General features: G+C 50.8%; 11 protein-coding genes and 1 pseudogene. 5 read left to right on the top strand and 7 right to left on the bottom strand.

Annotated features, from left to right (window positions below; genetic code table 11):
- Positions 1–76 precede the first annotated feature (76 nt).
- Together fecR and fecI are read right to left on the bottom strand one after the other, a co-directional pair.
- Positions 77–1,048 carry a ferric citrate uptake sigma factor regulator FecR gene (gene fecR, locus KWG64_RS08135; RefSeq protein ID WP_218521553.1) on the bottom strand — a complete coding sequence of 324 codons (972 nt, stop codon included), beginning with the start codon at positions 1,046–1,048 and terminating at the stop codon, positions 77–79.
- A gap of 5 nt (positions 1,049–1,053) precedes the next feature.
- Complete coding sequence (fecI, locus tag KWG64_RS08130) at positions 1,054–1,572, bottom strand: ferric citrate uptake sigma factor FecI (protein WP_195824178.1); 519 nt, start codon at positions 1,570–1,572, stop codon at positions 1,054–1,056.
- Between the two features lie 173 nt (positions 1,573–1,745).
- On the opposite strand from fecI, the gene KWG64_RS08125 reads away from it, so the two are divergent.
- Complete coding sequence (locus KWG64_RS08125) at positions 1,746–2,450, top strand: SDR family oxidoreductase (protein WP_218521552.1); 705 nt, start codon at positions 1,746–1,748, stop codon at positions 2,448–2,450.
- Positions 2,451–2,581: 131 nt separating this feature from the next.
- On the opposite strand, the gene KWG64_RS08120 is transcribed toward KWG64_RS08125, so the two are convergent.
- Together KWG64_RS08120 and KWG64_RS08115 are read right to left on the bottom strand one after the other, a co-directional pair.
- On the bottom strand, positions 2,582–3,154 hold the full coding sequence (locus KWG64_RS08120; RefSeq protein WP_218521551.1) for a helix-turn-helix domain-containing protein: 573 nt from the start codon (positions 3,152–3,154) through the stop codon (positions 2,582–2,584).
- A 170-nt stretch (positions 3,155–3,324) separates the two neighbouring features.
- Positions 3,325–5,991 carry an autotransporter outer membrane beta-barrel domain-containing protein gene (locus KWG64_RS08115; RefSeq protein ID WP_218521550.1) on the bottom strand — a complete coding sequence of 889 codons (2,667 nt, stop codon included), beginning with the start codon at positions 5,989–5,991 and terminating at the stop codon, positions 3,325–3,327.
- Positions 5,992–6,623: 632 nt separating this feature from the next.
- Here KWG64_RS08115 and hutW point away from each other — a divergent pair.
- Genes hutW through KWG64_RS08100 form a run of 3 tightly spaced genes read left to right on the top strand, consistent with a single transcriptional unit; the run spans position 6,624 to position 9,068 of the window.
- Positions 6,624–7,949: a heme anaerobic degradation radical SAM methyltransferase ChuW/HutW gene (gene hutW / locus KWG64_RS08110; protein WP_218521549.1), complete on the top strand. Its 1,326-nt coding sequence runs from the start codon at positions 6,624–6,626 to the stop codon at positions 7,947–7,949.
- Positions 7,927–8,448 (top strand): heme utilization cystosolic carrier protein HutX, encoded by a 522-nt coding sequence (gene hutX / locus KWG64_RS08105; protein ID WP_370628614.1) that lies wholly within the window; start codon positions 7,927–7,929, stop codon positions 8,446–8,448. The genes hutW and hutX overlap by 23 nt, the downstream gene beginning before the upstream one ends.
- A complete protein-coding gene (locus tag KWG64_RS08100) occupies positions 8,445–9,068 on the top strand; it encodes an NAD(P)-binding oxidoreductase (RefSeq protein ID WP_218521547.1) in 624 nt (207 codons plus the stop codon). Before hutX ends, KWG64_RS08100 begins: the two co-directional genes overlap by 4 nt.
- Positions 9,069–9,099: 31 nt before the next feature.
- Here KWG64_RS08100 and KWG64_RS08095 read toward each other — a convergent pair whose 3' ends face one another.
- Positions 9,100–10,311, bottom strand: coding sequence for a HEAT repeat domain-containing protein (locus KWG64_RS08095; RefSeq protein ID WP_218521546.1), 1,212 nt, complete (start codon positions 10,309–10,311; stop codon positions 9,100–9,102).
- Between the two features lie 3 nt (positions 10,312–10,314).
- Positions 10,315–11,124, bottom strand: coding sequence for a nucleotidyltransferase domain-containing protein (locus KWG64_RS08090; protein WP_218521545.1), 810 nt, complete (start codon positions 11,122–11,124; stop codon positions 10,315–10,317).
- Between the two features lie 246 nt (positions 11,125–11,370).
- Between KWG64_RS08090 and KWG64_RS08085 the strand changes: the two are divergent.
- A pseudogene (locus KWG64_RS08085) lies at positions 11,371–11,596 on the top strand (RNA repair transcriptional activator RtcR family protein); the annotation flags it as partial.
- 399 nt (positions 11,597–11,995) lie between these two features.
- On the opposite strand, the gene KWG64_RS08080 reads toward KWG64_RS08085, so the two are convergent.
- The gene (locus KWG64_RS08080) at positions 11,996–12,634 is read right to left on the bottom strand and encodes a hypothetical protein (protein WP_218521544.1); all 639 of its coding nucleotides are present in this window, start codon (positions 12,632–12,634) and stop codon (positions 11,996–11,998) included.
- Positions 12,635–12,853: the final 219 nt, after the last annotated feature.

Below are 12,853 nucleotides of genomic sequence, written 5' to 3'. Positions count from 1 at the left end.
GATGAGAATGGAAAAGGGACAATCGCGAATGCGATTATTTATCATTTTTATTTGCGGAAAGAATTTTACCGGGACATTACGCAGGCACCACTTTCACCCAGTAACGCGTAGCCGTCTGAATTTTCACGGGAAGTGTTCGTGAAAGAATTTCCAGCACGCTGTCGGTATCTTTCAGCGGAAACGTGCCGCTGATGCGTAAATCAGCCACTGACGGGTCGCAGCTCAGATGACCGTGGCGGTAACGGGCCAGCTCGGCAATCACATCCGCCAGACGCCAGTCGCTGACGCTCAGCACGCCGTGGGTCCAGCTCCCTGCACCGCCGGTTAGCGCGGTGACATCGCCGAAAGCACTGCCGGTAAAGCGCACCGCGTGGCCTTCACTGATTTGCAAAATGCCCTCAGGCCGGTCGCGCAACGTGATTTCCACGGCGTGTTTCAGCACCGTCAGCGTTGTGGCGTCATCCTGCTGGCGCACGATAAATTCCGTGCCCAGCGCGCGTAACATGCCTTGTTGCGTTTCGACCAGAAATGGTCGCGGAAGCGGCTGATTATCACGCGCGGTGGTAATGCTGATTTCGCCCTGATGCAGGCGGATAAGACGCTGTGTGTCGGTAAAACGGATATCGGCGGCGCTGGCGGTGTTGAGCGAAAGCTGTGAGTTATCCGGCAGTCGCAGGGTTTTGATTTCGCCGGTAGACGTGCGCGCATCGGCTAGCAAACCCTGCCCGGCGGGCGACTGCCAGGCTTTCCAGGTACCGCCCAGACCGAGCAACACCAGCAGGCTTTTCAGCACACGACGGCGGGTGACGTCCGACTGCTGGCGCGCATGGTTAAGCGTCTGATAACTGAATTTACCCGGCATATTGTGCAGTTGCCCCTGCAACGATTCCACGCGCTGCCACGCCCAGCGATGATCTTCATCCTGCGCCAGCCACTGCTGCCACTTCTGGTTTTGCTGCGGCGTGACGTCCCCCGAGCACAATGTGGCGAACCACTGCGCGGCCATTTTCAGCGACAGGCGCTGGTTGTCGGTCAGGGACGTATTCATCGGAGTCAGCCGTGTTCCAGGCTGAACAGCAGGCAATGCTCGGTGGCTTTCGCCATGTATTTTTTGACCGAGCTGACCGACACGTTCAGACGTCCGGCGATCACCGGATACGTCAGCCCTTCAAGCTGTGAGAGTAAAAATGCCTGACGCACTTTCTCACCCAGCCCGTCGAGCATCGTATCGATTTGTTGCAGGGTTTCGAGCAGACATTGCCGCTGTTCAGGAGAGGGCATCTGTTCTTCCGGCATCAGCGCCAGCATGTCGAGATACGCACGTTCCAGCGCGTTGCGGCGGAAAAAATCCACCATCACGCGGCGGGCAACGGTACATAAAAAGGATTTGGGCTCGCGAATTTCCTGTGCGGTATTGCCGGTGAGAACGCGCATAAAGGTGTCCTGCGCCAGATCGTCTGCGTCACTGGCGGACCCCAGTTTGAACTGGAGCCAGTTTTTCAGCCAGCGGTGATGCGAGCTGTAAAGTGCTTCAAAAGCACGAACCGGGGAAACGGCAACGTTTGCGGACATAGGAAGTTACATAACCAGACCAGAAATTCACAATTGGATGATAATTGATAATAGTTATCATTACAATCGAGAATCATTCGCTTTCCCATCTGCCATAAAAGCTAAGCCAATTAAGTGCGTCGATCGCATCTCTGCCAGGTGTTAGCCTGAATAAAAACCACAAGGAAAACATCATGAGTTCACTCCCTGTCGCCGTTGTTACCGGCGGAACCAGCGGTATCGGGCTGGCCATTGTTCATAATCTGGCACGCGATCATCAGGTTTATGCGCTCGGGCGTAATAAAGACAGCCTGGTTGCGCTGCGGCTGGTCGAAAACGTGGAAGCGGTTGAAATCGATCTGCTGGATTTCAGTGCCGTTGAGCAGTTTGTTCGTGAGTTATCGGTGATTGATGTGCTGGTGCATTCGGCGGCGATTTCCAAACCACTGCGCCTTGAACAGGCGACGCCGGAGGAGTGGCAAAAGCAGTTTTCCATCAACGTTTTCGCACCGGCGGAGTTCACCCGTCTGACATTACCGGCGCTGAGAAAACAGGAAGGTCAGGTGGTATTTATCGGCTCGGGATCGGGAACAAAGGCAGAAGGAGGAAATACGGTCTACTGCGCCTCCAAGTTCGCGCTGAGCGCCCTCGCCCATGCCTTACGGCAGGAAGAAACGGAGCATGGCGTACGTGTTTCCACCGTCGCGCCGGGGCCAACGGATACGCCGATGAACCGCAAAACCCGTGAAAGTCACGGCAACTTTGACGCCATTGATCCACGCGAATACAGTACGCCGGAATCGGTGGCTGCGGCGGTGCGTCTGGTGGTCAATGCCAGCGACGATACACAAATTACGGATATCGCGGTGAGACCGCGCCGTGATAAAGCGAAGCGATAGACCCGTAAAAAAATGCCCCGGAATGCGCAAAAATTCCGGGGCAAAAAGTTTTTTTATTATCGGGTTTGGGTACCCGTTCTGCGATTGATTTTAATTCACCGGTGTTGACGCAAATAACATTCAGTCAGAAATTAGTAATTCGCCGGGAGACGGTTTATCTGTATTAATTTCCCTTTATCCATCTCGATATAATTACCCTTGCGTAATTCACAGAGTATTTCTGCAATCACGGTGCGCGATATTTTTGAGCGCTGCTGGATAAACTCCAGAACGCCTAATTTTTGGCGAACTTCAGGCCGGATCCGTTGCATACGGATTAACATCGAACGGACAATACAATAGTTGTTAGAACCTAACAGGTCACATTCACGTTGTTTCAGATAGAAGGTCAGATAACTCAGCCAGATGCTCAGTTCATACCAGAGATTGCCCTGATTCAGCAGCGCCTTTGCCCGGCTGGCGGGAAGCCAGAAACCCTGACAGGCGTTGACGGCAACGGCGCAGGAACCTTCGTATTCTTTGAAAACGATGCCCGATGCGCCCAGTAACATAGCGGAATCGACAACATCCAGAAGCCATTCTTTCTTTTCGTTATAAATAAACACACAGCCCGACTCAAGGAAATAGACAATATTCTCCTTTTCTTCCTGCTCAATCTGAATTTTTTCTCCTTTATTAAAAGTAAAAGAGACGCCTTCTGCCATTAAACAATCATGAAGCTGCTGAAGTATTTCCAGTGGTTTTTCTGACATAGTTTAAAACCGACGAAATTGAGTAAGATTATTGGCGAACAGGCATACTCACAGCCTTGTGAAGTATGCCCGGAGTCGTATTTCAGGCAATCAGGTTAAACGCTTCTGACGTTTAACCGATATTACCAGCGGTATTTCACACCGACGTTTGCAGACCAGTCCTGGTCAACATCCCCGCCTTTAAGCAGAGCCGTATCGGCATAGGTTGCGAAGTTTTTGCTGAAGTTGAACTGACCGCCCACCCCTGCGCGAACCGCAGAACCGTTCATGCTGTTGTCGATACGGTCACCGTTAATACGGGCATCGTTATCGCCCGCATCATCGTAAACGTATGCCAGTTTCACGAACGGCGTCAGGGACTGTTCGCTGCCGTAATTGAAGGTGTAACCCGCATCAACACCGGCTTCGTAGCGCAGGCTGTTGTAAGACTGGCTACCCACGTTCAATCCGTTGCTCACTTTATAGCTGTCGTTGTTCTGGAACAGACCGCTGATGGCGGCATACGGCGTGACATAACCGCTTTCGTTGAACGCCCAGTCGTAACCCAGTTTCAGACCAAAGCCCCAGCCGTCTGTAGAGTTGTCAGCCGTAACATGCTGCCCGTCGCTCATGCCGCTGGTCAGGTCGTTGCTAAAGCGGCTGTAGCTCAGTGAACTGTCTAAGAAGACATGGTTGTCGAATTGGGCAGAGGCGTACACACGTGCAGATTGAGTATCCTGATCCAGGCTGCCGCTCTTATGAGAAACATCCCCCTTCGCGAAGCCTGCGGCCATACCCAGCATCCACTTAGCATCGCCCTCAATCATTTTATCCACACCGATCATGATGCCGTTGACGTCCTGATCGTAGGAAACTGTGCTGCCATCGGCGCTGAAATTACCGCCCGTGTAGGACGCCCACACGCCGCCTGCATCACCGGAATGACGGCCTGCGCTCAGACGGTTTGCCAGTGTATCCTGCTCAAGATTCCAGATGTTGGTGTTCGCAGACGGAATGCTCAGGGCGATATTGGCGGCATCGGTAAGGCCACGTTGTTTGAGAACAACGGTGTCGCCAACCTGTTTCGCTTCATAACGGTAGGCACCCAGATCGGCCTTATTGTTGGCGGTGAACGTTGCCGCAGTGGCCGTGTTGTTGTCGTACACACGAATCACTTCTTTGTTTTTATAATCAGCAACGCTGCCTTTGCCGGTGGCGTCGTTGATATTAACGCGGAAGTTACCGTTCACATCGCCATTCACTGACAGATGACCATCAGAATTCAGGGCAACGATACCCTGCTCCTGACGAACCTGGCTTGTGGTCGAATTCAGATCCGAATTCAGGATATAAGCACGGCTTCCCACGTTGAATGTGCCGCCGTTAGCCAGCGTCATATTGCGGCTTTCCACCTGACCCAGACCTAAATTCAGCTGAGACTGACGGTCAACGGTGATCTGGTTTGCGTAAAGTTCTGCGCCTTCATTTAACAGCGAAACCTGACTCTGGTTATCGAGGGACAGCGTATCGGTCGCCACAAAACCGTCATTGGCGATGTTCAGCCCGGACAGATTGTTGAGCGAAACAGAATCCGCCAGCAGGGAAGAAGCGTTGGTAATATTCACCAGCGAACCGTTATTCACGGTCAGCGTGTCGATATTGGAATTACCGCGCGTATCCCACTGGGAACCGGTATCGAGTGCGACATTAAACAGGCCGCTCTGGAAAACCTGATTGCCGGCCACGTGACCGCTGGTGTCGTAAACAGATTCAGGAAGAATACTGTTCGGTGCCACATCATATAAAGTGGCCGTCGATTCAACCGAAGACATGGCCGCGCCGACCCATTTGCTGCCGTTTTGCAGCGTCAGGTTTAATTCATCCTGATTCAGGGAATCCTGCGCGTAGCCGCCATTGGTATCCAGCGTGCCATCCGCATTTGAGTCATGCCCTGCCGGATAGAAATTCGCATTGAAGGTACTGGCAAATGCGACATCGCCGGTCAGGGTGGAATGGTCTAAGACCACATTGGTTTTCATCGAATGAACGGCATCAGCAGAATCGCTGACATCCAGCGCCACATCATCCCAACCCGCTGAACCATTATGGTAATCAGAAGGTTTGCCGGACTGACCGTAGAAACCTGAGTTATCCAGCTCAGACCAGGCACCTGACGTCAGCGCGGAATCACTGATTGTCACGTTATTATTAAACGATGTGCCGTTATTTGCTGAATCCGCTGCCCAGTCATAACCCTGCGTTAATGTAATACCCGCCACACGGGAGTTATTACGCAAAACGATATTACTTTGCTGATCCAGCGTGATGGCCGTGCCCAGATCGTAGGTATCAATGCTGCCTGCCTCGTTGGCATTGTTGACATAATTGTAATGCTCGTAGGTGTCATCAATCGTCGAATTATCAACGGTTAATGACAGTACACCCGCGTTTGTCAGGGTATCTGCGGCGCAGTTTGTGGTCATGCACTGAGAAGTGATCATGCCGCGAACGGTGCTGTTGGTGATGTTCAGTACGTTTTCGCTGGCATTGGCGTTCAGATAATAAGTCGAGATCACACCACGAACGACAGCATTGTTAATCCCCGGCGAGATATTCCCCTGCGTCGTGAGGTCTTGCCCGTTATTGAACCCAACGTAGCCCTGATAATACGGCGTGTTATCGGTCGTATTAAAATAGAATGTTTCATAGCTTGTGTTAGAAATATCCGAAGCGGATGCCTGAGCCATTAATGCCAATGAGCATGCGGCGGCTAACTTTGAAACAGACAAACCCTTTTTATGATGATTCATTTGTAATCCTTTAATTTGAATAATTGAGTAGAAACCTTAGCGACATGAAAAACGCGCTAACGATTTATTCCCCACCACGACTTCAAAATCAATTATTCACAATAAAATACAAAGGTTCAATCTTGACTGGCAAAGTATACGGATACGGACTTTATTTATTTTAAATAATAAAATTCATTAAAAACAACACGATAAATTCAAATAAAAGGAATGAGCCATCTATTTTTAGGATTATTTCATTTGCCATGAAAAATAATCCCATAACATTAATCACTCATCATACATTTCATCACGCGAAATAAAAACCGCTGCCAATTTAATTTAAGATTATTTTTTAATACGTTTTGAAAACTCTGATCATCCGGATGATAGATACAGTGTGAAAATAGCTATTTCCATAACTGGTCATTATTAAATTATCTGAAAAATACACGGCTCAGACTCGCCTGGTAACGTTGGCGTCACCCGCAGGACAGGGACAATCTCAGGTGGCCACCCGATTTTCTTAGCAAAATCCTCACAAATTTTAACTTGATACAGATCATCAAAGGCGCGGGTTGGGTTTGATCGAATGATAATCATTATCGTTTAATGGGCGATAATGACTGTTTCTTCAGGAGAAGAAGACCCTTATGAGCTTAGACCTCACGCGCTTTTATGCAGCCGATCAGGGCCTGCCGTTCCCGGATCGCTGGGCGGTTATGCCCTGGCGGCCGCAGCAACCCGTTCCTCCGCAGGAGGTTCCCGCACAATGGCAGGCGCTTTGTCAGAAAACGCTGCCTGCGAATAAACGTCTGGTCTATTTGCATATCCCTTTTTGCGCGACGCACTGCAAATTTTGCGGGTTCTACCAGAACAAGCTGGAAGCGGAGGCCACCGAACAATACTGCGATTACCTGATCCGCGAAATCGAGCAGGAAGCCAGCTCACCGCTGCATCAGTCTGCGCCAATCCACGCCGTCTATTTTGGTGGCGGTACACCGACCGCGCTCAGCGCCCGACAGTTACACCGGATTATTGTGACCCTGCGCCGCAGTTTGCCGCTGGCACCGGATTGCGAAATCACGGTGGAAGGCCGCATCCTGAATTTTGATGACGAACGCATTGATGCCTGTCTGGACGCGGGCGCTAACCGTTTTTCTGTCGGCATTCAGACGTTCGACACGCGTATCCGTCAGCGTATGGGCCGCCGCGCCAGCCGCGACGAAGCCATTAATTTTCTGCGCAAGCTGGGTGAACGTGACCGCGCGGCGGTGGTTTGTGACCTGATGTTTGGCCTGCCGGAACAGACCCGCGCGTCGTGGCTGGAAGATTTACAGATTGTCCGCGACCTGCCGCTGGACGGTGTCGATCTCTACGCGCTGAATCTGTTGCCAACCACGCCCTTGGGCAAAGCCGTTGAGAACAACCGGGTGACCCTGCCCGATGTCAGCATGCGCCGCGATTTCTATCTGGAAGGCGAAGCGTTTCTGGCGCGTGACGGCTGGCACCAGATCAGCAACAGCCACTGGGCGCGCACCACCCGCGAACGTAACCTTTATAACCTGCTGATCAAAAAAGGCGCGGACTGTCTGGCCTTCGGCAGCGGCGCGGGCGGCAACCTTGGCGGCCAGTCATACATGACGATGCGCAGCCTGGACGCTTATTATCAGCTGCTCGACGCCGGACAAAAACCGATCATGATGATGACCGCCGCGACCACGGGTGAACACCGCTGGCGGCTGGATTTACAGGGAGGCATCGAAGCCGGACGTTATGATCTGAGCCGCATCGTCGAAGATCCGTACCCGATAGAACCGTTGCTGCAACAGTGGCAACAGTGCGGCCTGATGCACAGCGACGGCCCGCGTTTTAACCTCACTCCCGCCGGACGTTTCTGGGCCAGCAATATGTTGCAGGCCCTGCAAATTCTGGTTCCTCAACTGACCTTAAGGAATGACAGCCATGCACACGGATAACCTGCAAAAACTGACCGACTTTCTCTCCACTCAGCCTGACGGCACTGTTGAAGATATTGCCCGCGAATATGGCGTGACGCCGCTGACGGTGATCCGGCATTTGCCCGAAAGCCACCTGTTTTCCGGCAGCCAGTTCGACGCGGTGTGGGACAACATCACGGAATGGGGCGACGTCACGACGCTGGTGAATAATGAAGATCTGATCCTCGAATTCCATGGCGCGTTGCCCACCGGCACGCATCGCCACGGGTATTTCAACCTGCGAGGTAAACAGGGAATGAGCGGGCATATCCGCGCGACGAACTGCCAGCAGATCGCGCTGGTAGAACGGCCATTTATGGGAATGAGCACAGCAAGTGTCTGGTTTTTAAACGCTTCCGGTTATGCGATGCTCAAGGTTTTCGTCGGGCGTGACAGCCATCGCCAGCTTCTGAGTGATCAGCTGAATGCATTTCGCGCCCTTCCTGCCCTTCTGGCCGAGAGAGAGAAACACCCTTGAATACTTTGCTGATTTTTGGCGCTGGCAGCGGCGTCGGGGCTGAACTGGTCGCCCTTTCCGCACAGGAGCGCCCGGTTGTGGCGCTTATCCGTAACCCTGAACAGGCAGAAACGTTGCGCGCGGCAGGCGTCACCGTGATTACCGGCGACGCGCTGAACCCGGAAGATGTCTTGCAGGCCTGCCAGATGGCCGGGGCGGAGGCGCAGATCGTGTCCACGCTGGGCGGAAAACTCTCCGATTACACCGCTAACCGGCTGATTGTGGATACCGCTGAAAAAACCGGGATCCGCCAGATGTTGCTGGTGACGTCGATTGGCTGCGGCAACAGCTGGCCGACCTTATCCGGCCGTGCGAAACAGGCGTTCGGGCAGGCGGTCCGTGAGAAATCACTGGCGGAAAGCTGGCTGCAAACCAGCACGCTGGCGTGGTGTATTCTGCGTCCGGGCGGCCTGATGAACGGCGAAGCCACCGGCAAAGCGCACCTTATCGAAACCGAAGCGCATGGCCGCGTCCGCCGCGCCGATGTTGCCCTGCACATCCGCCAGCTACTGGCCACCGGCGCAGGCTGGGGCGAGGTGTACGCGCTGTGTGATGCCTCGCTGGAGGGCGAAAGGTTTTAAAAAAATGCCCCGGAAACGGGGCATCTGTTATTTATTGCGCCAGTATCTGACGCAGTAACGCCGCATCCGCGTTATCCGCATTCATCAGCAAAAACTGCAATCTGTCCCACCGGTTAAGCCGGGCAGCCAGCGAGAAATACAGTCGCTGATGTTTTACTGAGGGCGCAACCGCCTGATTCTTCTGAATATCGCTCAACCGGATATACAGTTTCAGTTTTACAAAGTTGCGGAAGGCAAATATCGCCACCGGATATGCCGGATGCGCCATAGCCTCAAGCAACACTTCGCGGGCATTTTCCTGCAAACGGTGGACCGTGATTTGCAACGCCGTTTTACAGAGCGCCTTATTGCTGCTTTTAAGGCAATCCGCCGCCAGCGCCAGGACATTTTCGTATTTCTGCTCGTCCAGCCCTGAGAGCGCGATGCGCCGCCGGGATAATTTCTGGTTTTCATCGTCGAATATTGAAAGATAGTGCGCAAGTACCGGTTGCCCGCGCGCAATCAGTAATTTCGCCGCACGTTTGCGTACCACTTCATTTCTGTCGCACAGCAACTCAAGCAACAACGAAACCGGCACGTCTCTCGCCTCATCAGTAACGTGAGCCAGCGTCGCCTGTTTGACCGGCGCGTAGCGATCCTTTAACAACGTAAGCAGCCTTTCCTGTGTGACCAGTTCAGGCTGTGCCAGTAATGCACGCGCAGCGGCCAGCCTGACGGCGGCATTTTTATGCCTGCGCGTACTTTCAAAAATAACATCCGCCGCCAGCAGATGATGTTCCAGTAAAAGCGCCAGCGCGTGCCGTGCCACGTCTTTTTTCGGTGAGGCTAATCCGTTCATCAACGCCGCACAATGTTCCGGGCGGGCGAGAAAACTGACAATCTCATCAACCAGCAGAGCGTGGTTATCGCGCCGGGTGTTGAGCAAGGCGTAGAAATCCGGCAAACATTCCACAAGCCAACCGGCACTTTCGGGAGTCATAAATTGCCGGATGCTTTGGCGGGCGGCATCGCGCACCTGACTGACCCAGTCATTCACCCGCTTAATGATTGAAGGCAGCGCTTCGCCCTCTTTCATCAGCCCCAGACACAAGACCGCACGCTGGCGGATATGGCCGTTGTAATGACGCGTCAGGCATTCCAGCCTTTTTGGCGGATCCGTTTCGTTTGAATAGCTGTAATCCCAGTTTTCAGGATCAGCCATCATCATTTCGAGCTGCCTGAGCAGATAATATTCCGTCGCCATGAATTACCTCCCCTGGGGAACTGTGGTTCCCATCACCGTGCTGTATAACAGGCTGTCGAGCGACTGAGAACCTTGCATCCGGCTGTCGGAGAGCGGTGTCGATCTGTCTGCTGCCAGTTCCCTAGCGATAAATTCGTGGATACGCGGTCTGCGCGGCCCATACTGTGCCTCGCCTGCCCGCTGCTTGATCTCAAGCAAGTGGTTTATTTCTGCCAGCAGATGGCGATCCGTCACAGTCCCTTCAACAAGTTTGTCAAAACGCACCGGCGGGCAGCCTTTTCCGGCTTCAATCCACTGTGCGGCAAGCAAAGGGCGCAGAACGTAGAAGTATTTCTTCAGCCGGACTTCTTCTCCTTGCAGATAGCCACGAAAGTTTTTCTTCGCCATCGATACATAGTGCCAGCGCGCCTTTTGCGCCGAAAACCAGTCAGGAACAAGGGCGAGTAAAGGATTCATCGTTTCTGTGTCCTCCTCGTAAACAACGGGAGAATCCAGCCATTCAAGTAGTGTCGGGTTTGCACGTTTGAGTAATCCCAGCGCTTTCCGCCATTCCCAGCCACACACATCCAGTTCATTGTCTATGGGCAATTCGATCACATCCCTTGCCGGTTCAACACGCAAATACCATTCAGGCGGATGAACATAGAGAAATCGCACATCATAGTCGCTATCTGGCGAGGCAAAACCCCAGCCACGGCTGCCAGATTCGCAGGCATAGACCACACGAACGCCATAACGGTTTTCAACATCACGCATTATTTCCCGCACCCGGCCACGCATATCAGCATCAACGCCGTTTAATCCTGTTTTCATTTTTTTATCCCTAATACGTGTTTTACATGCAATGACATTTGCGAAAAGTATGCCAGATCCTACAAGGCGAAAAACAATTTATTAACTCATTGATAAATATAATTTAAAAAATACATTATTGCCGAAGTATTCTCATAAAAGACCCAGTGACTTATATTTAAAGATATAAACTTATCCTGTGAGACAAAACATGAAACAAGCCGTTGTGATAGGTGTTCCTGGTTCGACTCTGGATAAGTGCGGAAAATGCGCGAACCCTGGGATTTCAAAATCGTTTATGCCGCCCTTCTCGATTTCGTCCGCCGTTATCCGTTGGATACTGATATATCTGGTCCATATCACCACCGGTACTCATGTGACGCAGATTTGCAGGCTCCTGCTTACCGAAGCGCATTACCTGCCAGCTCAGACCCTACAAATCTCACCCGCCGAAAGGGCCGACCGCCCCGCACCACAAGGGGGGTATTCCATCACGGCCAAAGCCGCTGCCGCGACCTCTTATAAAATTATTTAAGCCGGTGGTCAGAACCGCATTCCCGGCACCGCCGTATTGTACAAATGATTTGGTGAATTTTTAGATTTAAAAACAACGTAGCCGCTCCCTTTCAGGAGCAGCTACGTTGTTTTTGGAGTTTTACCCCGTAACGATAAGTGCGCACCGGCCACTGGCTCAGGCAGGGACTAAATGTGTGCGCAGGAAGACTTAGGCCGCTTTCTACCATTGCAGAGGTCGCCTAAGGCGACCTTTTTGCTTGGCGATTAATTATAGTGAGTGATATAAACCGCATTAGAATTTATGAATAGTCATAACGTGTGGTTTAGGTGACATTAAGGAGTATCTATTTCTCATAAATCCTACTTCAAGATTGAGTTAAAGTGCAGGGAACATAGACAGTTCATCATTAATTCTACCAATGGTTCTCTTTGATGGAAAAAAACTAAAAAAATACAATCCTATAATCTCATAGATAACCGCAATAAAAAGAAATGACAACATCACCTGCATGCTTTTTTCTTCATAAATTGATATAATACCTAGCAAAATAAAGATCAAAAAAATAAAAATTGAAAGCATGCCTAGGAATTTATAAAACAAAGGCAAGAAACTTACCTTTCCAATTATCACCTTATAATGCCCATTGACTTTCTCTATATTATTTTGCAATTTAGATATTTCTTTTATATACTGTCTTTTTTCAATGCGATTGAAAATATAAACCATATCCTTTCTATTATTTGGGGATGGAACCCTTGATATATTTCGCATTATTTCATCATTAATACAAGTCTTCGTGAACGCCCTGTCTTCATCATCCATATAGCTGTTATAATTTTTTAAATACTTAATGAGCCGCGTTGTCTTCTTTGGGGATTTAGACTTATAACTTAGGTAGAACCTCTTAACTGCTGCTATTAATGCCATTGCTACAACAGTTACACCCGCCGTAAGCTTACCAAGTTGATCAATATGTTCTAGAATATAATTCCATACGTTTAAAACAATCTCCATTTAAATACACTCCTATTATTAACATGTTCCCAAAAATCTGTAATTTATTTTAAGCTTTAAGTTCTTACGTAAAGTCAAACTCATTAAGAATACATCTTCGAAAATCTCAAAACAATTAAAATCGAACTTAATAATAAATGGCGAAATCAGTATTTAGCAGAAACTGACATTACAAATTTTTTCAGTGGTTGAAACCCTACTGAGTAACGGTGTTTTTAA

The sequence above is a fragment of the Rahnella sp. PD12R genome (assembly GCF_019200965.1).
In the GTDB taxonomy this organism is placed as follows: Bacteria; Pseudomonadota; Gammaproteobacteria; order Enterobacterales; family Enterobacteriaceae; genus Rahnella; species Rahnella laticis.
The sequence above is the reverse complement of the archived record's forward strand: the minus strand, read 5'-3'. Positions and strand labels throughout refer to the sequence as shown.